This window comes from Pararhodobacter aggregans (assembly GCF_003075525.1).
Lineage (GTDB): Bacteria > Pseudomonadota > Alphaproteobacteria > Rhodobacterales > Rhodobacteraceae > Pararhodobacter > Pararhodobacter aggregans.
The window spans coordinates 47,406-73,436 of the sequence record NZ_QDDR01000011.1; the positions used below are offsets into that span (position 1 = coordinate 47,406).

The following is a 26,031-nucleotide window of genomic DNA, read 5'->3' on the forward strand; positions in this document are numbered from 1 at the left end:
CTAGCATTTGAAGCGAGCGGAGTAGTTTTGGAGCAATACCGGAAAAGTTGTTGACGCCGTGTTCTGGCGATTTTCGACCCGGACGTCCGTAATGTGACACTCTTTTCCTTAAATTCTCGGATGGCGACCGCTGGCTGGTGATCTCACGGGAAGCAGCCATTGGCGTCACCGATCCAAATGATAGTTTTGTCTCGCATTGTGTGAGTTCGCGACCTTCGTGGTGAAGGTCTGCTAGCACAACTCCGCATCTGGGGCCTTGGGTCCGTTTTGGGCTCAAAGCTACTCACGGCCCCGCTGCCAGGCGTGATCCACACCGCGGCGCAGTTTGAACATTCGTTCCCCATGTGTTCTCATGGCGCGACGGAGAATCGCCCATGCCAGCAGTCCCAGCCAGCAACCGCTTCAGCAACCGATCGATCCGAGATTGTCCCCGGCACAGCATGATTATCGACATGCGCTGCAACAGCTGCCGCAGGCCGGTCAACTACAGGGCATGCCCGCGACCTGATCGCCACCTGGGTTACCGACTACAACACCGAAAGGCCCCACTCGGCTCTCGACTACCAGTCGCCCGCAGGCTTCGCACTGCACCTGACCACCGTAATCGCCCGACCCGCTGCACGCGATGAATGCTCCGCGCGTCGGGCGATTGCCCACCCCGCGCCAAAAGGCGTAGATCAACGACCGGCTCCGGTCGCGGCTGGATGAAAGACCAGTGGCAAGTCACGCCATATGGTTGTGACGCCGCATGTCGCCCAGAAGTCCCGGCACTCCGCCATCGACGGCAGAACCGCCCGGCACCTCAGCCATGCCAAATCTCAACAATGCTGGAAGAAAAATCGAGAAACCTTTCGACTGGGTCAAAACCGTCGGCGGCATGGCACAGACCATGTATCGCGGCATCGAGCGCGTGCGGGCCCGGTTCACTCCGACAATGACGGCCTGCAATCGGGTGCGGCTGCCGAAACTGCTTGCGGGCTGACGAGGGAAAGCGCCGCCGGGGCTTCCGTCCCATGAGCCAGCTCACCCCGGCATCCGCGCAGAGGGAAACCGCTCCTCCCTGCAGGCTTTTTCAGCGGCCTTCTAAACCCCAGAACTACAAACATGAATCTGTCGGTCGGATGGATAGGGCGACAAAGCCTAGTCAGCGTAGCATTGGCTTACTATTTGCTGGGCATCGACGAAAGTCTCCTGGTATGTTTGGCCATTTGAAAAGGCCTCATCATAGAGCAAGCGCATCATAATTTGGTCGCGCAGTCCGTAATTGTAGTAGAGCGGTGGGGGAAGTGCTTGTCCGCGCCAACGGACATTGGAGAACAAGCCAATATCTCCCTGAGGATCGCCACGCAGCCCACTTGCATTGTAGAGCTCCTGCCGGACGCAGGAGGAGATATAGTCTGGAGAACGGTTGAACTCTGTATTGATAAAAACAAACGAAATCTCTCGATGCCGGGTCCACTCTGGCATGGAGGTGAAACAGGTGTTTTCTGGTCGAACAAACCTTGAGAGTTCACGTTGGAAACCGGGCCGACCGTCGAAGAGGTCGATGGCATCATGGACGTTACTCCTGTCTATAAAGAAAATAGCGATCCAGCCACCGAGCAATGGCTCACCGAGACTCGCAGTCTCAAACTCCACGGAGAGCATAGCCTCTTTCATCATCAAATAGGAGTACATTGCCAAGGCGCCTGCCATGGAATCCAATTCCTGGAGAATGCTAATCCCATGTAGCGTAATGCGCACATCCATCCCTCTCCTCAGGAGCGACAGAAAGCAATCATTGCAATCCGGCCCAGAATCCACGTGATGAGCCATGTAAGAAAAATCAGACACAAGGGAATAATCGTTCTCGGAGTCATATCTTCGAATAAATGCACAATCATTTTCGCTAAGCAGCATCTGGGCAACGCTGGCATCAGGTGCGAGTACAATTAATGTCATCACACTAAGTGCGGCGCCCCTGCAAGTCCCTGAAATCGAAAATGCACCTTCCGCCCCTTGAGAAGCCGGATTGCGGGGAATATTCTTTAGGTTCATGCGAATACTTTTCGTTACCAAGCTCCAAGTTGAGACATAAGGAGCAATCGCGGATCGGAGAGAAGAGCCAGTGCTGCCCCCTTGCGCACCAATAGACTTTCAATTTCCGTACAACTTCACGAAGCAGTCGCCCCCAAAACACTTCGCGCGGTGGTCAACCAGCTCAATTCATCTATGGTGCGCGGATCGGTCGCCTCCATATTTGCCCTTGTCGAAAACCTATGCGGTGCCCCAAAGTCGCAAGAGCTTCTTAAGGCTTACACTAGAAACTTGAGGTGATCCAGCGAGGTATGTTTCGGCGCGCCAATGTCCCTTCCACGGTCGATCTTTGGATGCGACTGGCTCTGCTGCTCTATTCGGAATGAGGTTTGATTCGTCTCGTTCCGAGATATCTTCAACGCATGCAGCCGGTCCCGGGCGCTCCGAGTGATCTGAAGCGGTTCATGAATGCGATGCCGATCTGAACCTCTGCATCCAGACTGTCGAAGTCTCTGACCATGATGCGCTCGCCGCGGAGCTTGATGCATCTCATCTTGGCCTCACCGTGACTTCTTCGGTGATAGCTGGACCATTTCTGCCAGCGGGCGCGAGTGAAGCCTTTGCTGGCACGTAACGCATTGTCTCGCGCCTGCAGGCTGAGTTTGCGGCCCTTCCAGCCCCTGGCAACTCGCCTTGGTGCTATGGTGGCACGGTGGCAACGGCCACTCGCGCAGCGCTGGGCGTGCGGCAACCTTTGGTGTCATGGAATCCGCTGGCGGTGATAAGGCCGATCCGCCCTTCAGCCGGACTCTGCGCCAGCAGATCGGGCTAGAACGGGCGCATCCTCTGCTCGAAGGCTAACGTGCTCGCACATCTCAAGCGAGCTGCCGCATGCGTTGTCGCAAAGCAGGGGCTTCGTCGCTATCTCGAGAGGACCTACGCCAGGTCACTGGACAGAATAGTTGATGAAGGCGTTGGCGATGCATAGGTCGACCGAATGCTCGAGGACGCGTCTCCTCAAGACTGCTGGTCGAGCGCTGCAACTCTTCCTGTCAAACACTGCAAGACCTGTTGTCGCGCTACACTTGCAGTGTTTGACATCGAAAGCTGCAACAGTCGGCCCGCCGCGCGGCCCGGGTCGCTTGGCGCCAGCCGGGCTGGGGCTGCCGATGGCGCCCGGCGGCGGTCAGTCGTCGGGTGGAGAGGGCAGGGTCAGGCGCTGGATGTCGGTCTCCAGCTGGGCGATCACCTGGGCGGTCTCGTCGACGCGCTTGCCGTCGGGCAGGGTGTAGATGGCGGCGCGGGTGCCGTTGCGGTAGTCCGACAGCAGCGCCTGCAGGTAGCTGCGCTGCGTTGTCAGCCAACGGCGGTATTCCTCAATCTGTGTCACGGGATCGCACTCGAACTGGGGCAGGACAACCAGGAGCAGATTGCCGCCTGCGTCACGCCGGGGCCATTCCCCATTTCAGGGGAGGCCGCCCTGCCCCGGCCGACCCCGCGCGGCGCTCAGTCCAGCAGGCCCAGCGCGATCGCCGCGCGGGCGGCATCGGCACGGTTGCCGAGGCCCAGCTTGCGGTAGATGTCCTTGATGTACTGGTTCACCGTATGCTCGGATATCTGCAACTCGAAAGCGATCTCGACGGTGCGGATGCCGCGCCCCAGCAGACCCAGCACCTGTTGTTCGCGGCGCGACAGATGCGCCGGGGGCAGCTCGATCCTCGGCTCGGTCTGGGCCCGAAGACAGCGGGCATGCGCCAGCAGATTGGCGATCTTGAGATGCAGCTGGTCGAGGTCGATGGGCTTGGTGATGTAATCCGTGGCCCCCGCGCGCAGCCCCTCCAGATGCGACTCGCGGTCCGACAGCGCGGTCACGAACAGGAAGGCCGTCGCCGCATTGACCTTGCCCGCCCGGCGCAGGTCCTGCAGCAGCACGAACCCCGACCGGCCGGGCAGGATCACGTCGCAGAGCACGATGTCAGGGGTCACGGTGGCGAGGATCGCTTCGGCCTCGTCGCCGCTGGCAGCCGTCAGCACGCAATGTCCCGCCCCTGCCAGTTCGTCGCGCAGTTCCTCGAGCAGCGCCGCCTCGTCCTCGACGCACAGGATGGTTGCACCTTTGTCCGAAGCCGTCATGCCGGGTTGCTCCCCCATCCTTGCAGGCAGACCGAGAAGGTGGTCCCTTCGCCCAGCGTCGACGTGACGTCGATACGGCCCCCGTGCAGGTCCACGAATTGCGCGGCCAGGCTCAGCCCGACGCCGACACCGGGAAAGCGGTGCGCATTCGGGGCCCGGTAATAGGGTTCGAAGATCGCGCCCATCGCCTCCTCGGGGATGCCGCAGCCGACATCGGTGATCGAGCAGCGGACCAATGTGCCGTCCTTCCAGGTCGTCACCTGCACCGGGCCGGTCGGGGCCGAGTATTTCAGGGCGTTCGACAGAAGGATGAGCACGACCTGTTCCAGAAGGACGGCGTCCCCGTCCAGAAGCAGGGGATCGGCGGCGAAATCGCAGTCGATCTTGCGGTCGGGTTGCGTCGCTCGGGTCTGCGCCACCGCGACGGAGGCGATCGCGTTGAAATCGACCCGGCTGCGCTTGCCCTCGATATCGCGTTTCTGAAAGGCGGCGGTTTCCAGAAAGCCGCCGATCAGCCGCTCGAGCCGCTCGGCCGCATCGACGATCTTGGAAAACCGCAGGCGCATTTCGGCGTCGATCTGCCCCTCGGGCCGGCGGACCTGACGCTGGGCGGTCATGTGAATGATCGACAGCGAGGTGCGGAACTGATGCGCCACGGTGACCACGAAACTGCGATAGACCTCTTTCGCGCGCCGCTCTGCCCCCAGCGCCTCGCGCAGCTTCACGGTGCGGTCGGCGATCGTCCGCTCCAGCTGCCGCTGATGCGCCTCAAGCTCGGTTCGGACCCGCAAGAGGCCGCGCGTTCGCCGGATCAGCAGCGTGGCCATCGCCAGCCCGGCCAGGACCGCGCCGATCACCGAGGCGGTGAGCAGGTTGGTGGCCCGATGCTCGCGGTCATGCAGCATGAAGCGGGTCCGCCGCTCGGCAAGATAGGTCGCAATCGCGATGCCCCGCGACACCTCGGCCAGCTCGGCCGCCAGTCGGGCGCTGTCCGGGTCCGGCTCCGTCACCGGGGCCGCGTCAAGGGAGCGCAGCAGGGCCATCGCGCGATCCACCGCGGCGCCCTGCCCGATGGTGGCGAAATAGGCGCGCTGGGGGTTGGTCGCCAGCAGGTCGATGCGGCTGAAAAGGATCTCGAATTGCAGTGCCCGATCCTCGGCCGCGGCCTCGGCCGAGCGCAGCAAGAGCGAGAAGCGCAGGCTTTCCCGCTCGGCCTGGGAGGCCGCCCAGAGGTTCGATTCCGCAAGTTCCTGTTGCAGGGCGCGCTGGACGGCGACCAGCCAGACCATCGAAATCGCCGCGAGGATCAGGAAGGCCAGAATGGTCACCGCCGACAGGAACGTGCCCCGCGTGACGGTCATGTGATCTCGATCAGGGTCAGTTGCCAGACCCAGCGCTCGTCGAACTCGGGCGTCTGCAGGGCCGGGGTGGTGTCGCGGGGATAGATCAGCCAGAGCGGGCCCTTGTCGCGCACCAGCATCGGCTGACCATTGGCGTTGCGGGCGAGGATCGGATCGAAGGCGAAGGCATCTCTGGCCGGGACGTCGACGCGGAAATCGTTCAGCGCGGTCAGCGTCAGCCGGCGGAGCGCCAGATCATCGGCCGTGACACCGGTCAGCACGAGGATATCGCGCAAATACGGGCCGCGGAAGGTCTGGAGCCCGTCGGTCCAGACCGTGTGGGTCACGATGTCGTGCCAGGTCAGGGCGGCAAGATCCTCTTCGTCATACCGCTGGCGGGACCCGTTCGGCGACACCACGGTCAGAAGCGGACGGTCCCGGGCCCGCGCCGGGCGCGGCAAGGCCGCCGCCGCAACAGCGGTCGTCAGCAAGCCACGACGAGACATCGTGTCGGGGCGCAGCGTCGGCATCAATCGGAGACTCCATCCCTCGGACAAAAAGGTTAAGCGGTTAACCGCCCCCTGTCAAAACGGTGGTCCTTCACGACCGAAGGGCGATGCGCCGGACCGATCGGCCCTCGGACGCCAGCGCCTGCGCCGGCGGTTGGAACCGGCGCAGGGCTGGCGGCCGCATCCCATCGGGACAGCGCACCAGACGTCGTCGACCTCAATTGTCACTCGGGCCACGCATAAATTTCGCCGACTGCTTCCCAATCGCATCGCGCGGGCGCCTGCACCATTCCCCAATTCGGGGGAGTGCCCCCGGCCAGCCGGCGCCCCGGCCGCCCCTCCGGCCCCGCCCCTCCGGCCCCGCCCCGGCGATTGCACGCGCCGGCCGGGACTTGTATGGCAAGGAGAGGTTACGAGGAGATTGGCATGAGCCGCGCATTCGTCTTCCCCGGACAAGGGGCGCAAACCATCGGCATGGGGCGCGATCTGGCCCAGGCCTATCCGGCCGCGAAAGCCGTCTTCGACGAGGTCGACGCGGCGCTGGGCCAGACCCTGTCCTCGCTGATCTGGGAGGGCGATATCGCCGAGCTGACGCTGACCGCCAATGCCCAGCCGGCGCTGATGGCCACCTCGCTCGCCGCACTGCGCGCGCTCGAGGCCGAGGGCTTCGCCCTGACCGACGCGGCCTTCGTCGCCGGGCATTCGCTGGGCGAATACTCGGCCCTCGCCGCGGCGGGCTCGCTCAGCGTGGCCGATACCGCGCGTCTCCTGCGGATCCGCGGCGAGGCCATGCAATCGGCGGTGCCGGTGGGTGTGGGCGCCATGGCCGCGCTTCTGGGCCTCGATTTCGCCACCGCCGCCGAGGTCGCGGCCGAAGCGGCCCAGGGCGAGGTCTGCCAGGCCGCCAACGACAACGACCCGGCGCAGGTGGTGGTCTCGGGCCACAAGGCGGCGGTCGAGCGGGCGGTGGAACTGGCCAAGGCCCGCGGCGCCAAACGGGCGCTGATGCTGCCGGTCTCCGCCCCCTTCCATTGCGCGCTGATGCAGCCCGCGGCCGAGGCCATGGCCGAGGCGCTGGCCGGCGTCAGCATCGCCACCCCGACGGTGCCGGTGGTGGCCAATGTCCGCGCCCAGGCGGTCAGCGACCCGGAGGCGATCCGCCAGTTGCTGGTCGAGCAGGTCACGGGCTCGGTCCGCTGGCGCGAGTCGGTGGCCTGGATGGGCGAGCAGGGCGTGCGCGAATTCTGGGAGATCGGCGCGGGCAAGGCGCTCTCCGGCATGATCCGCCGCATCGACCGCGAGGCCGAATGCAAGGCAATCGGCACGCCCGCCGATATCGCCGCGCTGAAGGGCTGAGGGGTTTCACCCTCGCCCGCCGCTGCCGCGGCTGCCTCAGGCGACCGGAGGCGGGGGGGTGAGCGGCGTCTTGGAAACGCGCCAGTGGCGCGTTTCAGCCGCGAACGCCGCGCCCGTGGCGCGGCCGGGAGCCCGCCCCCCGCGCCCCCTGCTTCAAGGAGGGTTTTCCACCCTCCTTGAAAATCCTCCCGAGGATATTTGCAGAACAAAGATGGAGAACAGAGGGCGCTTGCCCCTCATCTTCGTTCTGCAAATATCCTCGGGGGTCCGGGGGCAGAAGGCCCCCGGGGCCAACCCCAAGCGCCGTCCTCTCCGCGGCGGGAGGCGCGCGGGGTGGGCGGGTGGGAGCGCGCCTCCCGCCGCTGTGCCCATCCGACAGGCGCCGCCGGATCGGGCAGCGGCGCCCAGCCAGCGGGCAGCGCCGGGGTGACGGCGCCTCTGGGCGGCCCGCGGCTTGTCCTTTGGCCCCCGGGCGATACACTTTCCCCGTCAGCCCAAGCCAAGTCGAGGTCCCCATCCCCGATCCTGCCGTCACCCGCAGCCTGCGCAGCCGCCTGCACGGCTTGCTCGTCACGCTCTACCCCGGGCGCGACGCGATGGCCCTGACCGGCGCCGTGATCGCCGCCTTCTGGCCCGAGGGGCGCGCCCGGCGCCAGCGGCCGCGGCGGCCCTCGAACGCGCTCTGGTCCGAGCGGGACGCTATGGTCATCACCTATGGCAATTCCATCACCGACGGCAGCCACAAGCCCTTGGACCTGCTGCTGGATTTCCTCGACCGGCGGCTGGGCGGCGCGCTGAACGGCGTGCATATCCTGCCCTTCTTCCCCTTTACCTCGGACGATGGTTTCGCCGTCACCGATTACACCCGCGTCGATCCGGCGCTGGGCGACTGGCCCGATATCCGCCGCATCGGCGCAGCCTTCACGCTGATGTCCGACATGGTTCTCAACCATGTGTCGAGCCAGGGCCCCTGGTTCACCGAGTACCGGCAGGGCAAGCCGCCCTATGACGGCTTCTTCAAGGAGGCCTCGCCCGAGGACGACCTCTCGGCCGTGGTCCGCCCCCGCACCACGCCCCTCCTGCGCGCGGTCGAGACCAACCGCGGCACCCGTCATGTCTGGTGCACCTTCAGCCACGATCAGGTCGACCTCGATTTCCACAATCCGGAGGTGCTGCTGGAGATCATCCGCCTCCTGCGCCTGCATATCGACCAGGGGGTGCGGATCATCCGGCTCGATGCCGTGGCCTTCGTCTGGAAGGAGCCCGGCTCGCCCTCGATCCACCTGCCGCAGACCCATGCCATCGTCAAACTGATGCGCGTTCTGGCGGATTTCGCCACCGAAAAGGTCGTCCTGCTGACCGAGACCAATGTCCCCAAGGCCGAGAACCTCAGCTATTTCGGCCGCCGGGACGAGGCGCATATGGTCTACAACTTCCCCCTGCCGCCCCTGGTGCTGCACGCGCTTCTGTCGGGGAATGTGCGCCATCTCAGGCGCTGGCTCCGGGCCATGCCGCCCGCGCCCCTGGGCTGCGCCTATTTCAACTTCACCGCCAGCCATGACGGGATCGGCATGCGCCCGGTCGAGGGGATCCTGCCGCCCGACGAGGTGCTGCGGCTTATAACCAGCATCCAGTCGGCGGGTGGTCTGGCGTCGATGCGGGCGCTGCCGGGCGGGCAGCAGGCCGTCTATGAACTGAATTGCGGCTATTTCGACGCCATGAGCCGGACCTTCAACGGCGAGGAAAGCGCGAAGATCGCCCGCTTCCTCTGCTCGCAGACCATCGTCATGTCGCTGGAGGGGATCCCGGCCTTCTACATCCATTCGCTGCTGGCCACGCCCAATGACCACGAGGCGGTGACGCGGCGCGGCATGAACCGGGCGATCAACCGCCATCGCTGGCATTATCCCGACCTGCTGGCGCGGCTCGACGATCCCGCCAGCGATCAGGCGCGGGTCCTGTCCGAGATGCAGCGCCGCCTCCGCATCCGCTCGCGGCAGGCCGGTTTCCATCCGAACGCCACGCAATTGACCTTGCAGCTGGAGGACCGGCTGCTCGGCGTCTGGCGGCAATCGCTTGACCGGCAGCAATCCATCTTCGCACTGCACAATGTCTCGGACGAGGCGCTGGAACTCGACGGCTATGCGCTGAACCTCATCGAGGACGAGGAATGGCGCGACCTCCTGAGCGGCGAGCGGATCACCCCCGACGGCCCGATCCCCTTCGCCCCCTATCAATGCCGCTGGATCAGCAATATCGGCTAGCCGGGCTCGCTGTCCTTCATATCCGCCGCAACCGCGGCGCGGAAATCGGTCAGGAAATCGGGTTCGGCGGCGTTGACCAGATTCCAGTTGGGGATGAAGGGCAGTTCCTGCGGGTTCTCCAGAAACACCTGCCCGGCCTGGATGATGTTCTCGGCGAAAAGCTGGATCGAGCGTTCCTCGGCCGGGCGGTCGAAGCTGAGGCCGTTCATCTGCGCGTCGTTGGAATAGACCTCCAGCATGTCCAGCGCGCGGCGATAATAGGTGGCCTTCAGCGTGCGGAAGATATTGGGGCTGAGCACCACGCCATCCGCCGCCATCTTGCGGAAGATCGCCTTGCAGATGTCCATCGACATGCGGTTGAGGCCGGTCTGCGCGTCCTCGGCCGAGAGGTCCTGATGCTTGTGGTCGTAGACATCGGCGATCTCGACCTGACAGACGGCGCGGGGCCCGAGGTTGCGCCAGGCCTCGGACAGGACGCCGATTTCGAGCCCCCAGTCGGAGGGCATGCGCAGGTCGGGCAGCGTCGCCGTGCGCATGGCGAATTCGCCGGACAAAGGGTAGCGGAAGGCGCGCAGGTAGTCGATGTAATCGCTGTCCCCCAGCACTTTCTTCAAGGAAATCAGCAGGGGGCTGACCAGATTGCGGGTCACCCGGCCGCCCAGCCGGTTGTTGCCGATCCGCGGGTAAAAGCCCTTGGACAGGTGATAGGGAAAGGCCGGATGCGCCACAGGATAGACCAGCCGCGACAGCATTTCGCGGTTGTAGGTGACGATATCGCAATCGTGGATCGCCATCACCGCGCTGTCGGCGCAGGCGATCAGATAGCCGATGCAGCCCCAGACGTTGCGGCCCTTGCCCGCCTCGATCGGCCACAGGCCGTGCGGCTCCAGCCGCTGCATCAGGCTCTGGATCCGGGGCCCGTCGTTCCACAGCACCACATGGTTGATCGGCAACCGGGCAAAGAAGCGGCGGGCGGCGCGGAATTGCCCCTCATCGGCAGCGTCGAGGCCGATGATGATGCGGTGCAGGTATTTGACCTTGGCGAGTTCGGCCAGGATGTTCTCCAGCGCCGGACCTTCCAGTTCGGAATAGAGGGACGGAAGGATCAGGCTGATCTTGCGGGTCTGGGCGAAGGTCTCCAGCCGGTATTCCAGTTCCTCCAGCGGGCGGGTGCGCAGGTTGTGGAACTGGGCGATGTTGCCGTTCTGGTGGAAGTCAGCCATCCGTCTCTCCGATCCCCAGGCGGTCCAGCACCGCCGCCATGCCCTCGCGCCAGCCTTCCGGGCCGGACGCCCCGGTGCGGATGACTCGCGTCTCGTCGGGCAAGGGCGCGATGCCCGGCCCGTGGTCGTTGCGGACGATCACCGCGTGATCAGCGGCGGCCAGCATCTCGGCATCGTTGGGCGCGTCGCCCAGCGCGATGGTCGTATCGGCCTTGAAGCGGGCGGCGAGGTCGGCCATCCGGCCCGCCTTGGTGCCGCCGAAAGACAGTGTCAGAAAGCGCCCGCCGCGCCGGGCGGTGATGCCCCGGGCCTTGAGCGTCTCGAGGAACGCGGGCAGCGCCGCCTCGGTTCCCTGCCAGAGGCCGGGCTCGGAATGGGCGCGGGTCTGCGCCAGCGCGGCGGTCTCGGGGGTCAGGCCGGTCAGCGCCGCGACCTCGGCCGGCTTCATGTCGCCGAAGCCGCGGAACGGGGCGGCGAGGCGCGCCAGTTCCGCCCGGATCCGCCGGTACGCGCTGTCGTCGAACGCCCCTTCGGCCAGCGCCGCGCCGTTCTCGACAATGGCGGGCCAGCGGGTCAGGCCGAGGTCGCGCTGCCAGACCGCGATCTCGGCCGCGGTCTTCGAGGAGGCGAGGATCACCGGCACCCCCAGCCCCGCCAGCCTGTCCAGCATCGGCCGGGCGGGCCGCGCGTCATAGGTCCGGTGATTCAGCAAGGTCCCGTCGAGGTCGGTAAAGACGATCAGCCGCACGCGATCTCCCTTCCCGACAAAGCCTAGCACGCTGCGGCGCGGCGACCACCCCGAAAGTCCGCTTTCCCCGGCCCCCGCCCTGCCCTAATGTCGCGCCCATGACCGCCGCGACGACCCTCACCTTTTCCGATGACCAGGCCGCCGCCTGGGATGCCCTGGCCGACGTCATGCAGAAGGCGGGCGTCGATCTGGCGGGTGAATCCTCGGACGCGCCCGACCCCGACGCCGACAAGGCGCTGATGGCGGTGATCGGCAAGGCGGGCTCGGGCAAGACGATGCTGCTGGCCGAACTGACCAAGGCGCTGGACGCGGCGGGGGTCGAAACCGTCAGCGGCGATTACGAGGGGCGGCGGCGCAAGGAGCGGCGCACGCTGGCGATCCTGGCGCCGACCAACAAGGCGGCCTCGGTCCTGCGTAACAGGGGCGTGCCCGCGACCACCATTCACCGCATCCTCTATACCCCGGTCTATGACCCGGAATACGAGAAGATCGCCGAATGGCTGGAGGGCAATATCGAGCGCCCGGTGATCGAGAACCTGCCCGACACGGCGCTGGACCGGGCCAAGGCGTTCTACGAGACCGTCAAGTCGATCCCCGGCGCGCTGGCCGCGGCGGGGCTCAGGGGCTCCGATTTCATCAAGGGCTGGAAACGGCGCGAGGATCCGCTCGATATCGGATTTGTGGATGAAAGCTCCATGCTGGACGCCCGCCAGATGGAGGATTTGCAGGAAATCTTCCAGACGCTGATCCTGTTCGGCGACCCGGCGCAGCTGGCGCCGGTCGGGCAATCGGGCGAGATGGTCTTCGACACGCTGCCCGAAAAGCAGAAGCTGGTCCTGCACCGCATCCACCGCCAGACGCAGGACAACCCGATCCTGGACCTGGCCCATGCGGTGGCCGATCCCGCGTTGGAATTCGAGCAATTCGAGCGGATGATCGAGGAGACCGCCCAGCGCGACGAGCGCGTGGTCTGGGCCGGGCGGGTGGAAAGCGACCTGATGGCGCGCTCGCCGGTGCTGGTCTGGCGCAACGCGACGCGGATCAAGCTGATCCACGCCTTCCGCGCCGCCCATGGCGCGCCGGAAACCGACCTCATGCCGGGCGAGCCGCTGATCTGCGACGGGCTGGAATTGCCGCTCAAGCACCGCAAGCGCCGCATCGACCTTGAGGCGCGGGGCCTCATCAAGGGCGCGCAATGCGTCTACCTCGGCCCCGGCAAGCGGCCCGGCTTCTCGCGGCTGCATGTCTTCGGCGCCGAGGAGCCGCAGGTCTCGGCCGCCTCGATCATCAAGATCGAGCGGGAGGGCGAGGAAGAGCCCTTCATCCCCTTCGCCGCGGGCATGGGCGCAGCCTTCCTGCATGGCGCGGCGGTGACGATCCACAAGGCGCAGGGCAGCCAATGGCCCGAGGTGCAGGTCTTCGCCCCCGACCTCTTTGTCGCGGCCCGGATGGGGCGGACAGAAGCCGGTGTGGCCCTGTGGAAACGGCTGGCCTATGTGGCGATCACCCGGGCCGAGCACCGGCTCTATTGGGTGGTCAGAAACCGGCTGGCGCGGCCCTCGGGGCCCCTCAGGATTGACGATCTGGGCGGCACGCCTGCCCCCTTCGCGCTGGAAGCACAGGGCGAGTAAGACGCCCAAGACGCACCCTGCATGCGTCATTTTGTAGCAAAAAGCGTCGCTTGCGGCCTTTCATGTCGGTAACAGACGCGTTACGCAGGGCGATCCGGTGGGAGACGCCCCCGGAAAATAGCGAAACCGATAACCAAAAAGGAGGGAAGGCTTGTCCGATTCCACCGACGGCGACGCCATACCCGCCCCCGAGGGGCCTGCAAATCTGATCGAGACCGATTACGAAATCGGTCAGAACAACGTCCAGCTTCTGGGTCTGGACATCCATAACCCGGTCTTTGCCGTGTCCGGTCTGTCGGTGGTGGCGTTCGTCATCATCACCATGGCCTTCCAGAACACCATCGGCCCGGTCTTCACCGGCATGAGGGATTTCCTCACCTCGACCTTCGACTGGTTCTTCCTGCTGGCCGGCAACATCTTCGTGCTGGTCTGCCTTGGCCTGATCGTCTCGCCCCTGGGCAAGGTGCGGATCGGCGGCCGGGATGCCACGCCCGATTACGGCTATGCCGGCTGGTTCGCCATGCTTTTTGCGGCCGGAATGGGTATCGGCCTCATGTTCTATGGCGTGAGCGAGCCGATCTCGCATTATTCCACCTCGTTCGGCGGGGTCACGCTGGAAAACGGCGTGCGCACCGACTGGGCGCCGCTGGGCGGGGCCGAGGGCGATGCCGCCGCCTCGCATGCGCTGGGGATGGCGGCGACGATCTTCCACTGGGGCCTGCACCCCTGGGCGATCTATGCCATCGTCGCCCTGTCGCTGGCGCTTTTCGCCTATAACAAGGGCCTGCCGCTGACCGTGCGCTCGATCTTCTACCCGATCTTCGGCGAAAGGATCTGGGGCTGGCCCGGGCATGTCATCGACATCCTGGCGGTCTTTGCCACGCTCTTCGGGCTGGCCACCTCGCTGGGGGTCGGCGCGCAACAGGCGAATGCCGGGCTCAACTACCTGTTCGGCGTGCCGATCGGCACCACCTCGCAGATCGTGCTGATCGCGCTGATTACCGGCGCCGCGCTCTTCTCGGTGCTGCGGGGCCTCGATGGCGGGGTGAAACTGCTGTCCGAGGTCAACCTGGTGCTGGCCGCGGTGCTGGTGCTGTTCATCCTGTTCGCCGGGCCGACGATGACGCTGTTCGGCGATCTGGTCGACAATGTCGGCGCCTATGCCAGCGAGCTGATCCCGCTGTCGAACCCCTTCGGCCGCGAGGATGCGAACTTCTCGCAGGGCTGGACGGCCTTCTACTGGGCCTGGTGGATCAGCTGGTCGCCGTTCGTCGGCATGTTCATCGCCCGCGTCAGCCGCGGCCGCACGGTGCGCGAGTTCATCACCTGCGTGCTGCTGATCCCGACCGCCGTCTCGATCGTCTGGATGACGGTGCTGGGCGGCGCGGCGCTGGACCAGCTGATCGTCGAAGGCTTCACCGGAGCCCAGGACGCGGCGCTGGAACTGAAGCTCTTCGAGATGCTGACGCAGATGCCGCTGACCTTCATCGCCTCGCTCTTGTCCATCGTGCTGGTGATCGTGTTCTTCGTCACCTCGTCGGACTCGGGTTCGCTGGTGATCGACACGATCACCGCGGGCGGCAAGGTCGATGCGCCGGTGGCGCAGCGGGTCTTCTGGGCCACGTTCGAGGGGCTGGTTGCGGCGGCGCTGTTGATCGGCGGCGGGCTGGGCGCGTTGCAGGCGATGGCGGTTTCGACCGGCTTCCCCTTCGCCATCGTGCTGCTTCTGGCCTGTTACGCCCTCATCAAGGGCCTGATGGACGAGCCTCGCTGAAGCAGGCCACGCTGAAACTGGATCGGGCGGCAGGGGAACCTGCCGCCCGTTTCGTCACGGGGAAAGTCTCAGCCCGCCAGCGACCGTGACAGATGGTCGAAGGTCGCCCGGTTCGGGCAGAAGGCCAGCGCCGCCGGATCGACCGGCGCCTCGGGCTCGGCCCGGGCCATGAAGCGGTGGCAGGTGGCCAGATCCGTGCAATGGTTGCAGCCGTGCAAAAGCTCGTGCCAGACGCGGCGGTCGGCCAGCAGATCATCCACCTCAAGCCCGTAGATCCGTGCCATGGCGCCGACCCGTACGGGCACATCGTCGGGCAGCACCGCCAGCGACAGCGCCTCGGTCCGGCTGACGCCCAGATCGGCGAGTTCGGTGTCGGTCATCGCCTCGATCTCATGCATGTCGCGACTGAGCCGGAACATGCGCAGGAACCGTTCCATCATCAGGAGCCTCCCTTGCGGCTGCGGATCTTCGCCCCTTTCCTAGCCGCCCCTGCCCCGCCGCGCCTTGATCTGGCTCAAGGCGCCCGTTACGCAGGGACATGATCCGCGCTTTTCTCGCCCTGCCGCTGCCCGAGCCGATCCTCGACCGGCTGACCATCGCGCAGCATCGCCTGCCCCTGCCCCGCCCGCTGGAGCCCGAGACCTTCCATATCACGCTGGTCTTTCTGGACCGGCAGCCCGAACCGGTGCTGGAGGACTTCCACAATGCGCTGGAGGCGATGGCCCGGTATGCGCCCCTGCTCAGGCTGGACGGTCTGGGCAGTTTCGGCGGCAATGACCCCGACGCGGTCTTTGCCCGGATCGCCGGCGACGCGCGGCTGAGCGCGCTGCACATGAAGAGCGCCCGCGCCGCGCGCGAGGTCGGGATCGAGGTGCCGGGACGCAAATACGTCCCCCATGTGACGCTGGGCCGCTTCCGCAAGGGCGAGGCCCAGCCCGAAGCGCTGGCCCGCGCCATGCAGGCGGTCGAGCCCCTGACCTCGGACCTGTGGCTGGCCGAGGAAATGGTGCTCTACCGCTCCACCCTGCGCCCCGAGGGGCCGGTCTACGACCCGCTCGCCCGCTACAAGCTCGGCTGACCTTGCGCCGCCCGCGCCCTCTGCCTAACCTGCCCCGAAATCAGGAGGCCCCCATGCATTGCGTCTTCGTCCAGTTCCGCTGCACCCCCGGCAAGACCTACGAGGTGGCCCGCGCCATCTATGACCGCGAGATCGTGTCGGAATTGTTCTCGACCTCGGGCGATTGGGATCTGATCGCCAAGGTCTATATCCCGGCCGACGAGGATGTCGGCCATTACCTCAGCGAGAACCTGTTCGGCGTGCCCGATATCGTGCGCACGCTGACCACCATGACCTTCAAGGCGTTCTGAGCCATGCCGGTCATCGTCATCACCGGGGCCAGCGCCGGGATCGGGCGCGCCACGGCCGAACGCTTTCTGGCCGAGGGTTGGCAGGTCGCGCTGCTGGCTCGCAGCGCAGGCAAACTGGCCGAACTGGCGGGCGACAATCCGGACGCGCTGGCGCTGGAATGCGACGTGACCGATGCGGCGGCGGTCGATGCGGCCTTTGCCGCGACCATCGCGCGTTTCGGCCGGGTCGATGTGCTGTTCAACAATGCCGGCAAGGCGATCCTCGGCACGCTGATCGACGATCTGTCGGTCGAGGATTGGCGGGCCATGGTCGACGTGAACCTGACCGGCATGTTCCTCTGCGCCCGCGCCGCCTTTCGCCAGATGCGGCGGCAGGCGCCGATGGGCGGGCGGATCATCAACAACGGCTCGGTCAGCGCCCATGCCCCGCGCCCGGGCTCGGTGGCCTATACCGCGACCAAGCACGCGGTGACCGGGCTGACCAAGACGCTGGCGCTGGACGGGCGCCCCTTCGACATCGCCGCCGGGCAGATCGACATCGGCAATGTGCGCACCGCGCTGGCCGACCAGATCGCCAGGGGCGTCACCCAGGCCGATGGCAGGCTGATGGCCGAGCCGATTATGGAACTGCCCGAGGTGGCCTCGGCGGTGCTGCACATGGCCAGCCTGCCCAAGGGGGCCAACATTCCCTTCCTGTCGATCATGGCCACCAACATGCCCTGGCTGGGTCGCGGCTGAGGTTGGGCGGAAAAGGCGTCACGCGCGGGAACCGGAGACGGTGCCGCGCGTTTCCCTTTCCCCAACAAGCAATGAGACAATCATGAAACCGCTGATCCTCGTTCTGACCCTTGCCGCTGTCACCGCCGTTGCCGGTTGCGAAACCGTCGAAGGCGCGGGCCGCGACGTCCAGGCTGCCGGCCAGGCCGTCTCCAGCACCGCCCGTCAGGTCCAGTCGGATATCTGACGGCTATTGCTGGCGGATCAGCCGGAACAGGGCCGAGGCGCCCCAGCCGGCGACGATGGCGATGGCCAGCGCGAGAAAGCCGTAGAGCAGGGGTTGCTCATAGGCCAGCTCGTGCAGCCAGCGCTCCAGCCCGTCCTTGCGCACGAAGATCGCCGTGCGGAACTGGTTCACCACCTCGCCATCCTGCACCAGATACATGCGCGTCGTATAGGCGCCCTCGGTCAGGTTGGCGGGGAGCCGGACATTGGCGCGAAACAGGATGTCGCGGTCGAGATGCACGAACCGGTCAAGCGCCATGTAATGCGCCGAGCGTTCGCGGATCCTGAGCAGCGCCTCGGCGAAGAGCAGCGCCTGCGGCGAGCCGTCGCCCACCTGTTCCGCCCGGATCGCCTGCCGGGCCGAAATGCGGTATGCCGCATCCGCCTCGGGCGAGAGGATCTGGTTCAAGGGACCCGAGGTCGCCACGGCATAGAACGACGGGACCGAGGCCATGGTCACCGAATCCACGTTCATCCAGATCCCGGCGCGGCGGTCCTTGCGCCAGACGGCGATCGGCTGGCGCGGCCCCTCGATGACGATGATGACGTCGTAATCCACCCCGCCGGCCGCCTCGGCCTCGGCTTCGGCCAGCAGATCCTCGGCCGTGCGGCGGATGGCGCCGAAGATCAGGATCTCGGAACCCGAGAAGCTGGCGGTCAGGGCGACTCGGTTCTGGCTCAGCGCGCCGACGATCTCGCCCGCCCGCGCGGGCAGCGCGACGAGGAGCAGCAGAACCAGCCAGAGCGCCCGCATCAGAAGCCCCCCAGAACGCGGACCGAATACAGCTCGTCCGGGCGGATCAGCAGGTCGGTCGCCACCTTCAGGCAGACCAGGATCACCAGCAGCGCCAGCAGGATGCGCAATTGCTCGGCCTTGAGCCTTGTGCCGATCTGGGTGCCGAATTGCGCGCCGATCACGCCGCCAAGGATCAGGAAGAAGGCCAGCATCACATCGACCGAATGGCCGGTAACGGCGTGCATGACCGTGGTGTAGGCGGTGGTAAAGATGATCTGGAACAGCGAGGTCCCGACCACGACCTTGGTCGGCATCCCCAGCAGATAGATCATCGCGGGGACCATGATGAACCCGCCGCCGACGCCCATGACCGCCGACAGGACACCCACCGCCGCCCCGACCAGCAGGGGCGGGATCACGCTGATATAGAGGCCCGAGACGCGGAACTTCATCTTGAAGGGCAGCGCGTGGACCCAGGTGTGCTGGTGCAGCTTGCGCCGGGGCGAGCCGGATTTCTTGGTCCGATACCAGGCGCGCAGGCTCTCTTGCAGCATGAGGCCGCCGACGATGCCCAGGAAGATGACATAGGACAGCTGCACCGCCAGGTCGATCTGGCCCAGGGCGCTGAGCCAGCGGAAGACGATGATCCCCAGCGACGAGCCTATGAGGCCGCCGATCAGCAGCACGGTTCCCATCTTCAGATCCACCGTCTTGCGCCGCAGATGCGCCAGCACGCCCGAGATGGACGAGGCCACCACCTGATTGGCGCCCGTGGCCACGGCCACGGCGGGGGGAATGCCGATGAAGAACAGCAGGGGCGTGATCAGAAAGCCGCCGCCCACCCCGAACATGCCCGACAGCATGCCGACCCCGGCGCCAACGCCCAGGAGGGTGAAGAGGTTCGTCGAGACCTCGGCAATGGGAAGATAGACCAACATGAGTCTGAATAGGACAAGAACCCCGCCGGTTACAGGGGCTTTGCCATGAAATTTACCGGTTGGGGGATACCAAATTATTATCGCGGGCAGGCCGGTCCCATCGGGGCACCGGCCTGCTGCGCGTCATCGTTCCTTGACGTAGGGTTCGCCACCGGCGCGGGGCGGGATCGCCTTGCCGACAAAGCCCGCCAGAATGACCACGGTCAGGATATAGGGCAGCGCCGTCATGAACTGGTTGGGCAGGGTGATGATCCCCAGATCGAGGTTCGGCCAGCGGTTGGCGATGGCCTCGAGCATGCCGAACAGCAGCACCGCCCCCAGCGCATGCCATGGCCGCCACTTGGCGAAGATCAGCGCCGCCAGCGCGATATAGCCGCGACCGGCCGACATGTCCTTGACGAAGCCCGCCGCCAGCGCCGTCGAGAGATACGCGCCGCCGATGCCGCACAGAACCCCGGCGATGACGATGGCCGCATAGCGCAGCCGCACGACCGAGATGCCCGCCGTATCGACCGCGGCCGGGTTCTCGCCCACCGCGCGCAGCCTCAGGCCAAAGCGCGTGCGATAGAGCACCCACCAGGTCAGCGGCACGCAGAGAAGGCCGAAATAGACCAGAATCGAATGCTGGTTCAGGATCTGGCCATAGATCTGCCCGACCACCGGCACGTCATGCAGCGCATTGGCGAAAGGCAGGGACAGCCGGTCGAAGCGCGCGTCTCCCACGAGGGGCGGCGTGCGGCCGCCCTGCTGGAACCAGCTCTGCGCCACGACCACGGTCATCCCCGCGGCCAGGAAGTTGATCGCCACGCCCGAGATCAGCTGGTTGCCCCGGAAGGTGATCGAGGCCACGCCATGGATCAGCGAGAAGACGACCGAAGCCCCGATCCCCGCCGCCAGCCCCAGCCAGGCCGAGCCCGTGACATAGGCGATGGAGGCCGAAAAGAAGGCCGCGACCAGCAGTTTCCCCTCGAGCCCGATGTCGAAGATCCCGGCCCGTTCGGAAAACAGCCCGGCGAGGCAGGCGAACAGAAGGGGCGTGGCCAGCCGCAACGTCGATTCGAAGATCTGGACGAAGGTTGCGATATCCATGTCAGGCCCTCCGCCGCAGCGCGAGGAACAGAAGTTCGAGCGGTCGGCGCACCATATTGTCCAGCGCCCCGGTGAACATGATGACCAGCGCCTGGATGATGACGATCATATCGCGCGGGATCGAGGTCTCGATCGCCAGTTCCGAGCCGCCCTGGAACAGGAAGCCGAACAGCAGCGCCGGGGCGATGATCCCGATCGGATGCGAACGGCCCATCAGCGCCACGGCGATGCCGATGAAGCCCGCGCCTTCGACCGCGTTCATCACCAGCCGCTGCGGCCCGCCCATCACCGAATTGACCGCCATCGTGCCGGCCAGCGCGCCCGAGATCAGCATGGCGACCATGATGATCTTGAAGCTGGAGATGCCGGCGTAATGCGCCGCGGCCTCGGACTGGCCGAAGGCGCGGATCTCGAACCCGAGGCGCGTGCGCCAGAGCAGGACATAGGCCAGCACGCAGAAGGCCAGCGCCACGAACAGCATGATGTTGGCCGGACCCGAGCGGGAAAAGTCGATCCCCACCAGCCCCAGGATGTCATGCAGCCGCGGCAGCCTCAGTACGTTGTCGAAGCGCGCCGTCGCCGGGTCCATCGAGGTCGTCGGCCGCAGCACATGGCTGAGCAGGTAGTTCATCAGCGAGGCGGCGATGAAGTTGAACATGATCGTCGTGATGACGATATGGCTGCCCGCCTTGGCCTGAAGCCAGGCCGGGATCGCCGCCCACATCGCCCCGAACAGCGCCGAGGCCAGGATCGCCGCGATCATCGCCAGCCACCAGTTGGGCCAGGGGATGAACAGGCACACCAGCGCCACGCCCAGCCCGCCGATCATCGCCTGCCCCTCGCCCCCGATGTTGAAGAGCTTGGCCTGGAAGGCGATCGACACGGCCAGGCCGGTCAGCAGGAAGTTGGTCGTATAGTAAAGCGTGTAGCCCCAGCCATAGGTGGAGCCCAGCGACCCCGTCACCATCAGCTCCATGGCGCGGACCGGGTCCTCTCCGATGGCCAGGATCACCAGCGCCGAGAGCGCGAAGGCGATGACAAGCGAAATCAGCGGGACCAGCAGGACGTCGGCCCATTTCGGCATGGTTTTCATGCGGCCTCTCCCGTCACGCCGGCCATCAGAAGGCCCAGTTCCTGCGCATTGGTCTGTTCGGGGTCGCGCTCGCCCATGATGCGGCCGTCGAACATGACCACGATCCGGTCGGAAAGCGACAGGATCTCATCCAGTTCGACCGAGACCAGCAGGATCGCCTTGCCCTGATCGCGAAGCTCGATCAGCCGCTTGTGGATGAACTCGATGGCGCCGATATCGACGCCCCTTGTGGGCTGGCCGACCAGCAGCAGGTCGGGGTTGCGCTCGATCTCGCGCGCCAGGACGATCTTCTGCTGGTTCCCGCCCGAGAAACTCTCGGCCGTCAGCATCGGATTGGGCGGGCGCACGTCGAAACGCTCGATCTTGCCCTTGGCGTCCTCAAGGATCGCGTGGTTGTCCATCAGCAGCGCGTTCTTCTGGTATTCCGGCGCGTTGTGATAGCCGAAGGCCACGTTTTCCCAGGCCATGAAATCGAGGATCAGCCCGCAGCGGTGCCGGTCCTCATGCACATGGGCGATGCTGTCCTCGCGCCGGGTCCGGGCATTGTCGCGCCTGAGCGTGAGGTCCATCTCTTCGCCGAGCATGGTCATGGTGCCGGTCCCGGCCATCATCCCCGCCAGAACCTCCAGCAGTTCCGACTGGCCGTTGCCCGCGACCCCGGCGATGCCCAGGATCTCGCCCCGGCGGATGTCGAGGTCGATGCCGCGCAGCTTCTCGACCCCGTGGCGGTCGGTGACGGTCAGCCCGCGGGCCGACATCACCACCTCGCCGGGCTGGGCCGGGGTCTTCTGCACGTCGAGCAGCACCTTGCGGCCGACCATCAGCTCGGCCAGCTCGGCCGGGCTGGTCTCGGCCGTGGTGACGGTCGCCACCATCTCGCCCCGGCGCATGACCGACACCTCGTCGGTCACTTCCATGATCTCGCGCAGCTTGTGGGTAATCAGGACGATGGTCTTGCCCTGCTCACGCAACCCCTTGAGGATACGGAACAAATGGTCAGCCTCGGCCGGGGTCAGCACGCCGGTCGGCTCGTCCAGGATCTGGATATTGGCCTCGCGGTAAAGGGCCTTGAGGATCTCGACCCGCTGCTGGTGGCCGACCGAGAGATCCTCGATCAGCGCATCGGGGTCGACATGCATCTCGTAATCATGGGCCAGCTGCGTCAGCAATTTGCGCGCCCTGGCCTTCGAGGGCTTGAGCAGCGCCCCCCCTTCGGAGCCGAGAATGACATTCTCCAGCACCGTGAAATTCTCGACCAGCTTGAAATGCTGGAACACCATGCCGATCCCGGCACGGATCGCGGCCAGGGAATCGGCGATCTGCGTGGGCTTGCCGTCGATCAGGATCTCGCCCGAATCGGCCTTGTAGAACCCGTAGAGGATCGACATCAGCGTCGACTTGCCCGCGCCATTCTCGCCGATGATGCCGTGGATGGTGCCCTTGCGCACCCGGATGTTGATGTCCTTGTTCGCCTGGACCGGGCCGAAGGCCTTGGAAATCCCGCGAAGCTCGATGGCGGGGGCGGCGTCAGCCGCCCCCCCGGTCACGTCAGCGACCATCGACCTCGGGCCTCACTCGACCGAATAGGGGCAGGTGTTGTCCGAGCGGTAATCGTGCACCGCCAGCTCGCCGGACGAGATCGAGGCCTCGGCCGCCGCCAGCGCATCGCGCATCTCCTGGGTGATCAGCGCGTCGTTGTGCTCGTCCAGAGCCCAGCCCACGCCCCCCGATTGCAGGTTCATCACGTGAACGCCGGTTTCCATCTCCGGACCGGCGGTGAAAGCGTCGAACACGGCATTGTCGACGCGCTTCATCATCGAGGTCAGGACCTGGCCCGGGTGCAGGTAGTTCTGGTTCGAATCGACGCCGATCGACAGGATGCCGTCATCGACCGCCCGCTGCAGGACGCCGACGCCCGTGCCGCCCGCCGCCGCGAAGACCACGTCCGAGCCCTGGCTGATCTGCGCCGCGGTGATCTCGCTGCCGCGCACCGGGTCGTTCCAGGCGGCGGGGGTGGTGCCGGTGTAGTTGACGATCACGTTGATGTCGGCATTGGCCGCATGCGCGCCCTGGGCATAGCCGCAGGCAAAGGCGCGGATCAGCGGCACGTCCATGCCACCGACGAAGCTGACGGTGTTGCTCTCGGTGGCCATGCCCGCGGCCATGCCGACCAGATACGACCCTTCCTGCTCGGAGAAGAGCACCGAGCGGACGTTCGGCAGATCGACCACGCCGTCGATGATGACGAAGGTGGTGTCCGGATAATCGGCGGCGACGACTTCAAGCGGCGTCGCCATCGAGAAGCCCGTCATGACGACCGGGTTGTAGCCCGCCTCGGCGAAGCGGCGGATCGCCTGCTCGCGCTGGGTCTCGGACTGCAGCTCGATGTCGCGGAACTCCATGCCGGTCTCTTCGGCCCAGCGCATCGCCCCGGTATAGGCCATCTCGTTGAAGGATTTGTCGAACTTGCCGCCAAGGTCATAGATCAGCGCGGGCTCGGCCCAGGCAGCACCAGCCGTCAGCGCAGCCACGGCGGTCGCGCCGAGAAGGGTACGGGTGAGTTTCATGGTTTTTGTCTCCCAGTTGGGTCGTCAATGGCCGCAGGCTGTCGGCCCGTCGCGGCTGAGCCGAAGTTTCGGATCATGGGCAATCTAGGTCCACGCGCGTATGGCCCGTCAAGCGAATTTTACCAAACGGACAAGGAAGGGAATCGTCTGGCCATCAGCAGGTTAATTCTCAGGCGAGCGACTTGCAAAGGATCAATGCGGCGATCTTTTCGCCCCCTGGCGCGACGTAATAGCCGGGCCGCCGCCCCTGCCGGGTCCAGCCACAGGCGGCATAGAGGGCCCGTGCCGCAGCGTTATCCTCGGCCACCTCGAGGAAGGCGCAGAGCGCCCCCCGCTCCCGGGCCGCACGGTCGAATCCCGCCAGACAGGCCCGCGCCAGACCCTGCCGCCGCGCGCCCGGATCGGTGGCCAGCGTCAGAAGCTCCGCCTCGCCGGCCACCACCCGTCCAAGCGCAAAGGCCCGCCCCCCCGGATCGGCCAAGAGGGACACGGTGGGACTGGCCAGCAACCCGGCAAAGGAGGCCGCACTCCAGGGCGGAGGCGCGGTGAAGGCGGCGGCATGGAGGGCGGCGAGGTCTTCAGGGCTCATGCGCCTGACTAGCCCGCCCCGCGCAGCCCGGCAACGGGGGAGGTGTTTCGCCCTCCTCCCCCGCTGGCGCGGGCTCGTCGGGCGACCAACGGCGCGGCGTGCCGCCGCGCCGAAACAGAAAGGGGGGCCGTCTGCCCCCCCTCTTGGCCTGACGGCCAATTCACCCCCCGAGGATATTTGCAGAACGAAGATGTGAGTTAGGAAGGCGCTAATCCGCCATCTCCGTTCCTTAAATATCCTCGGGGGTCCGGGGGCAGAAGGCCCCCGGGGCTGCCACAATCGCTGCCCTCTCCGCGGCGGGAGGCGCGCGGGGTGGGCGGGTGGGAGCGTGCCTCCCGCCGCGGGGCGCCAGTCAGCCGATCAAGACCGGCGGCGGCTCGGAGGACGGGGCGGCATCGGCGTCGCGCAGATAGAGCGGGGCCGGGCGCGGTTGCGGGGTTCCCTGACGGGCGCGCGCGAGTTGGGCGATCGCCAGGGCGAGGGGATGCGCGGGCGGAGTCAGGCCCTCGCCAATTGCCTCGGCCGGGGGCGTATCGGTCTGGACCGGCGCCTCACCCGGCATGGCCATCCAGGAGCGGCCGCGCAGCGCGGGCACGATCACCGGCAGCAGCGGGCCGCCCAGCGCCATCGCCTCGAACCGGGTCACGCCGATGGCCGGAATGCCCAGCCCCAGCGCCAGCCCCCGGGCCATCGCCGTGGCGATGCGGATGCCGGTGAAATTGCCGGGGCCGGTGCCGACGCCCAGCGCGCTGAGGTCCTGCCAGCCCAATCCGGCCTCGGCCAGGGCGCCCGCCAGCACCCCGGGCAGCGCCTCGCCCTGCCCTTTCGCCATCTCGATCCGCCGCAGCGCCAGGGTCTCGTCACCCCGGATCACCGCGGCCTCGATCCAGGGTCCCGAGCTGTCGAAGCCCAGGATCACCGGGTCAGACAGCAACCTGGCGCACCTCGGTCACTTCGGGGATGTAGTGCCGCAGCAGGTTCTCGATGCCCATCTTCAGCGTCATCGTCGACGAGGGGCATCCGGCGCAGGCGCCCTTCATGTGCAGATAGACCACCCCCCGGTCAAAACCGTGGAAGGTGATGTCGCCGCCATCCTGCGCCACCGCCGGGCGGACCCGCGTGTCGAGGAGTTCCTTGATCTGCTCGACCACCACCCCGTCGGGGCCTTCCTGCACGGCATGCGCCGCCTCGGCCTCGCCTTCCAGCGCCGGGCGCCCGGATTGGTAATGCTCCAGGATCGCGCCCAGGATCGCCGGCTTGGCATGGGCCCAGTCGGTGGCCTCGGCCTTGGTCACGGTGATGAAATCGGCGCCCAGGAACACGCCGGTCACGCCGGGCGCGGCAAAGATCGCCCGGGCCAGCGGCGAGGTTGCGGCGCTGGCGGCATCGGGGAAATCGGCCGTGCCCTGGCCCAGGACGTCCTGTCCGGGCAGGAACTTCAATGTGGCGGGGTTGGGAGTGGATTCGGTTTGAATGAACATGGCGCGCGCCTCCGTTTGAGGGGATATGCGGTCGCGCTCGGCACGAGTCAAGGAAGGGCGGCTGCGGCCCGGGAGCGCAGCACTCGTTTCGGGGCTTGCCCGGGAGGCAAAGGCGCGGAAGGCCGGCCACCGTCGGCGTCCCCGTTCTTCGTTTCGCTGTCGCCGGCAGGACAG

The 26,031-nt window shown here is 66.2% G+C and carries 25 protein-coding genes and 3 pseudogenes; 10 read left to right on the plus strand and 18 right to left on the minus strand.

Annotation, left to right across the window (positions count from 1 at the left end):
• Positions 1-489: 489 nt before the first annotated feature.
• Positions 490-708: pseudogene (locus tag DDE23_RS18775) on the plus strand (integrase core domain-containing protein); the annotation flags it as partial.
• A gap of 18 nt (positions 709-726) precedes the next feature.
• A pseudogene (locus tag DDE23_RS18780) lies at positions 727-982 on the plus strand (IS5/IS1182 family transposase); the annotation flags it as partial.
• 158 nt (positions 983-1,140) lie between these two features.
• On the opposite strand, the gene DDE23_RS18785 reads toward DDE23_RS18780, so the two are convergent.
• The 6 genes and pseudogenes from DDE23_RS18785 to DDE23_RS18805 form a co-directional block, all read right to left on the minus strand.
• Entirely contained in the window at positions 1,141-2,037 is an 897-nt protein-coding gene (locus DDE23_RS18785; protein WP_133239593.1) for a hypothetical protein, read from the minus strand.
• Between the two features lie 394 nt (positions 2,038-2,431).
• A pseudogene (locus DDE23_RS25620) lies at positions 2,432-2,884 on the minus strand (transposase); the annotation flags it as partial.
• A 318-nt stretch (positions 2,885-3,202) separates the two neighbouring features.
• Complete coding sequence (locus DDE23_RS18790) at positions 3,203-3,406, minus strand: hypothetical protein (protein ID WP_107754848.1); 204 nt, start codon at positions 3,404-3,406, stop codon at positions 3,203-3,205.
• Positions 3,407-3,522: 116 nt separating this feature from the next.
• On the minus strand, positions 3,523-4,149 hold the full coding sequence (locus DDE23_RS18795) for a response regulator transcription factor (protein WP_107754849.1): 627 nt from the start codon (positions 4,147-4,149) through the stop codon (positions 3,523-3,525).
• Positions 4,146-5,510, minus strand: coding sequence for a sensor histidine kinase (locus tag DDE23_RS18800; protein WP_107754850.1), 1,365 nt, complete (start codon positions 5,508-5,510; stop codon positions 4,146-4,148). Before DDE23_RS18800 ends, DDE23_RS18795 begins: the two co-directional genes overlap by 4 nt.
• On the minus strand, positions 5,507-6,019 hold the full coding sequence (locus tag DDE23_RS18805) for a putative pterin-binding protein (RefSeq protein WP_238150055.1): 513 nt from the start codon (positions 6,017-6,019) through the stop codon (positions 5,507-5,509). Before DDE23_RS18805 ends, DDE23_RS18800 begins: the two co-directional genes overlap by 4 nt.
• A 405-nt stretch (positions 6,020-6,424) precedes the next feature.
• Here DDE23_RS18805 and fabD point away from each other — a divergent pair, with 405 nt between their 5' ends.
• Together fabD and DDE23_RS18815 are read left to right on the plus strand one after the other, a co-directional pair.
• Positions 6,425-7,354 carry an ACP S-malonyltransferase gene (fabD, locus tag DDE23_RS18810; protein ID WP_107754851.1) on the plus strand — a complete coding sequence of 310 codons (930 nt, stop codon included), beginning with the start codon at positions 6,425-6,427 and terminating at the stop codon, positions 7,352-7,354.
• Between the two features lie 596 nt (positions 7,355-7,950).
• Positions 7,951-9,618: a sugar phosphorylase gene (locus DDE23_RS18815; protein WP_107754852.1), complete on the plus strand. Its 1,668-nt coding sequence runs from the start codon at positions 7,951-7,953 to the stop codon at positions 9,616-9,618.
• Here DDE23_RS18815 and DDE23_RS18820 read toward each other — a convergent pair.
• Entirely contained in the window at positions 9,615-10,841 is a 1,227-nt protein-coding gene (locus DDE23_RS18820; RefSeq protein ID WP_107754853.1) for a glycosyltransferase family protein, read from the minus strand. The genes DDE23_RS18815 and DDE23_RS18820 overlap by 4 nt on opposite strands.
• The gene (locus tag DDE23_RS18825) at positions 10,834-11,589 is read right to left on the minus strand and encodes an HAD-IIB family hydrolase (RefSeq protein ID WP_107754854.1); all 756 of its coding nucleotides are present in this window, start codon (positions 11,587-11,589) and stop codon (positions 10,834-10,836) included. Before DDE23_RS18825 ends, DDE23_RS18820 begins: the two co-directional genes overlap by 8 nt.
• 98 nt (positions 11,590-11,687) lie before the next feature.
• On the opposite strand from DDE23_RS18825, the gene DDE23_RS18830 reads away from it, so the two are divergent.
• Both DDE23_RS18830 and DDE23_RS18835 read left to right on the plus strand, forming a co-directional pair.
• Positions 11,688-13,220, plus strand: a complete 1,533-nt coding sequence (locus DDE23_RS18830) for an ATP-dependent DNA helicase (RefSeq protein WP_107754855.1) — start codon at positions 11,688-11,690, stop codon at positions 13,218-13,220.
• Positions 13,221-13,371: 151 nt separating this feature from the next.
• Positions 13,372-14,994: a BCCT family transporter gene (locus DDE23_RS18835; protein WP_107754856.1), complete on the plus strand. Its 1,623-nt coding sequence runs from the start codon at positions 13,372-13,374 to the stop codon at positions 14,992-14,994.
• Between the two features lie 68 nt (positions 14,995-15,062).
• Here the strand turns inward: DDE23_RS18835 and DDE23_RS18840 are convergent, their stop codons facing one another.
• Positions 15,063-15,434: a DUF6455 family protein gene (locus DDE23_RS18840; RefSeq protein ID WP_107754857.1), complete on the minus strand. Its 372-nt coding sequence runs from the start codon at positions 15,432-15,434 to the stop codon at positions 15,063-15,065.
• A gap of 98 nt (positions 15,435-15,532) precedes the next feature.
• On the opposite strand from DDE23_RS18840, the gene thpR reads away from it, so the two are divergent.
• The 4 genes from thpR (at position 15,533) to DDE23_RS18860 (ending at position 17,326) form a co-directional block, all read left to right on the plus strand.
• Positions 15,533-16,072, plus strand: a complete 540-nt coding sequence (gene thpR, locus DDE23_RS18845; protein WP_107754858.1) for an RNA 2',3'-cyclic phosphodiesterase — start codon at positions 15,533-15,535, stop codon at positions 16,070-16,072.
• Positions 16,073-16,125: 53 nt separating this feature from the next.
• Positions 16,126-16,362, plus strand: a complete 237-nt coding sequence (locus tag DDE23_RS18850) for an Lrp/AsnC ligand binding domain-containing protein (RefSeq protein WP_107754859.1) — start codon at positions 16,126-16,128, stop codon at positions 16,360-16,362.
• Positions 16,363-16,365: 3 nt separating this feature from the next.
• Complete coding sequence (locus DDE23_RS18855) at positions 16,366-17,100, plus strand: SDR family oxidoreductase (protein WP_107754860.1); 735 nt, start codon at positions 16,366-16,368, stop codon at positions 17,098-17,100.
• Positions 17,101-17,182: 82 nt separating this feature from the next.
• Complete coding sequence (locus tag DDE23_RS18860; protein ID WP_107754861.1) at positions 17,183-17,326, plus strand: entericidin A/B family lipoprotein; 144 nt, start codon at positions 17,183-17,185, stop codon at positions 17,324-17,326.
• A 3-nt stretch (positions 17,327-17,329) separates the two neighbouring features.
• On the opposite strand, the gene DDE23_RS18865 is transcribed toward DDE23_RS18860, so the two are convergent.
• The 9 genes from DDE23_RS18865 to DDE23_RS18905 all read right to left on the minus strand — a co-directional run bounded on the left by DDE23_RS18865 (position 17,330) and on the right by DDE23_RS18905 (position 25,857).
• On the minus strand, positions 17,330-18,118 hold the full coding sequence (locus DDE23_RS18865; RefSeq protein WP_107754862.1) for a TIGR02186 family protein: 789 nt from the start codon (positions 18,116-18,118) through the stop codon (positions 17,330-17,332).
• Positions 18,118-19,038 (minus strand): sulfite exporter TauE/SafE family protein, encoded by a 921-nt coding sequence (locus DDE23_RS18870; RefSeq protein WP_107754863.1) that lies wholly within the window; start codon positions 19,036-19,038, stop codon positions 18,118-18,120. The genes DDE23_RS18865 and DDE23_RS18870 overlap by 1 nt, the downstream gene beginning before the upstream one ends.
• A 123-nt stretch (positions 19,039-19,161) precedes the next feature.
• Positions 19,162-20,127 carry an ABC transporter permease gene (locus DDE23_RS18875; RefSeq protein ID WP_107754864.1) on the minus strand — a complete coding sequence of 322 codons (966 nt, stop codon included), beginning with the start codon at positions 20,125-20,127 and terminating at the stop codon, positions 19,162-19,164.
• Position 20,128: 1 nt separating this feature from the next.
• Complete coding sequence (locus DDE23_RS18880; RefSeq protein WP_107754865.1) at positions 20,129-21,220, minus strand: ABC transporter permease; 1,092 nt, start codon at positions 21,218-21,220, stop codon at positions 20,129-20,131.
• The gene (locus tag DDE23_RS18885) at positions 21,217-22,779 is read right to left on the minus strand and encodes an ABC transporter ATP-binding protein (protein WP_107754866.1); all 1,563 of its coding nucleotides are present in this window, start codon (positions 22,777-22,779) and stop codon (positions 21,217-21,219) included. Before DDE23_RS18885 ends, DDE23_RS18880 begins: the two co-directional genes overlap by 4 nt.
• A 12-nt stretch (positions 22,780-22,791) precedes the next feature.
• Positions 22,792-23,787 (minus strand): BMP family lipoprotein, encoded by a 996-nt coding sequence (locus tag DDE23_RS18890; RefSeq protein ID WP_107754867.1) that lies wholly within the window; start codon positions 23,785-23,787, stop codon positions 22,792-22,794.
• A 169-nt stretch (positions 23,788-23,956) separates the two neighbouring features.
• Complete coding sequence (locus DDE23_RS18895; RefSeq protein WP_107754868.1) at positions 23,957-24,376, minus strand: GNAT family N-acetyltransferase; 420 nt, start codon at positions 24,374-24,376, stop codon at positions 23,957-23,959.
• A 352-nt stretch (positions 24,377-24,728) separates the two neighbouring features.
• Positions 24,729-25,310: a tRNA (adenosine(37)-N6)-threonylcarbamoyltransferase complex dimerization subunit type 1 TsaB gene (gene tsaB / locus DDE23_RS18900; RefSeq protein ID WP_107754869.1), complete on the minus strand. Its 582-nt coding sequence runs from the start codon at positions 25,308-25,310 to the stop codon at positions 24,729-24,731.
• The gene (locus DDE23_RS18905) at positions 25,300-25,857 is read right to left on the minus strand and encodes a NifU family protein (protein WP_107754870.1); all 558 of its coding nucleotides are present in this window, start codon (positions 25,855-25,857) and stop codon (positions 25,300-25,302) included. The genes tsaB and DDE23_RS18905 overlap by 11 nt, the downstream gene beginning before the upstream one ends.
• Positions 25,858-26,031: the final 174 nt, after the last annotated feature.

What these genes read in the sequence shown, in the direction of transcription:
- DDE23_RS18855 (WP_107754860.1), top strand. Translation starts at nt 16,366, where the DNA reads ATGCCGGTCATCGTCATCACCGGGGCCAGCGCCGGGATCGGGCGCGCC.
- DDE23_RS18795 (WP_107754849.1), bottom strand. Translation starts at nt 4,149, where the DNA reads ATGACGGCTTCGGACAAAGGTGCAACCATCCTGTGCGTCGAGGACGAG.
- DDE23_RS18865 (WP_107754862.1), bottom strand. Translation starts at nt 18,118, where the DNA reads ATGCGGGCGCTCTGGCTGGTTCTGCTGCTCCTCGTCGCGCTGCCCGCG.
- DDE23_RS18850 (WP_107754859.1), top strand. Translation starts at nt 16,126, where the DNA reads ATGCATTGCGTCTTCGTCCAGTTCCGCTGCACCCCCGGCAAGACCTAC.
- DDE23_RS18815 (WP_107754852.1), top strand. Translation starts at nt 7,951, where the DNA reads ATGGCCCTGACCGGCGCCGTGATCGCCGCCTTCTGGCCCGAGGGGCGC.
- DDE23_RS18820 (WP_107754853.1), bottom strand. Translation starts at nt 10,841, where the DNA reads ATGGCTGACTTCCACCAGAACGGCAACATCGCCCAGTTCCACAACCTG.
- DDE23_RS18890 (WP_107754867.1), bottom strand. Translation starts at nt 23,787, where the DNA reads ATGAAACTCACCCGTACCCTTCTCGGCGCGACCGCCGTGGCTGCGCTG.
- DDE23_RS18860 (WP_107754861.1), top strand. Translation starts at nt 17,183, where the DNA reads ATGAAACCGCTGATCCTCGTTCTGACCCTTGCCGCTGTCACCGCCGTT.
- DDE23_RS18895 (WP_107754868.1), bottom strand. Translation starts at nt 24,376, where the DNA reads ATGAGCCCTGAAGACCTCGCCGCCCTCCATGCCGCCGCCTTCACCGCG.
- DDE23_RS18875 (WP_107754864.1), bottom strand. Translation starts at nt 20,127, where the DNA reads ATGGATATCGCAACCTTCGTCCAGATCTTCGAATCGACGTTGCGGCTG.
- DDE23_RS18840 (WP_107754857.1), bottom strand. Translation starts at nt 15,434, where the DNA reads ATGATGGAACGGTTCCTGCGCATGTTCCGGCTCAGTCGCGACATGCAT.
- DDE23_RS18885 (WP_107754866.1), bottom strand. Translation starts at nt 22,779, where the DNA reads ATGGTCGCTGACGTGACCGGGGGGGCGGCTGACGCCGCCCCCGCCATC.
- DDE23_RS18905 (WP_107754870.1), bottom strand. Translation starts at nt 25,857, where the DNA reads ATGTTCATTCAAACCGAATCCACTCCCAACCCCGCCACATTGAAGTTC.
- DDE23_RS18870 (WP_107754863.1), bottom strand. Translation starts at nt 19,038, where the DNA reads ATGTTGGTCTATCTTCCCATTGCCGAGGTCTCGACGAACCTCTTCACC.
- DDE23_RS18785 (WP_133239593.1), bottom strand. Translation starts at nt 2,037, where the DNA reads ATGAACCTAAAGAATATTCCCCGCAATCCGGCTTCTCAAGGGGCGGAA.
- fabD (WP_107754851.1), top strand. Translation starts at nt 6,425, where the DNA reads ATGAGCCGCGCATTCGTCTTCCCCGGACAAGGGGCGCAAACCATCGGC.
- DDE23_RS18800 (WP_107754850.1), bottom strand. Translation starts at nt 5,510, where the DNA reads ATGACCGTCACGCGGGGCACGTTCCTGTCGGCGGTGACCATTCTGGCC.
- DDE23_RS18805 (WP_238150055.1), bottom strand. Translation starts at nt 6,019, where the DNA reads ATGCCGACGCTGCGCCCCGACACGATGTCTCGTCGTGGCTTGCTGACG.
- thpR (WP_107754858.1), top strand. Translation starts at nt 15,533, where the DNA reads ATGATCCGCGCTTTTCTCGCCCTGCCGCTGCCCGAGCCGATCCTCGAC.
- DDE23_RS18830 (WP_107754855.1), top strand. Translation starts at nt 11,688, where the DNA reads ATGACCGCCGCGACGACCCTCACCTTTTCCGATGACCAGGCCGCCGCC.
- DDE23_RS18880 (WP_107754865.1), bottom strand. Translation starts at nt 21,220, where the DNA reads ATGAAAACCATGCCGAAATGGGCCGACGTCCTGCTGGTCCCGCTGATT.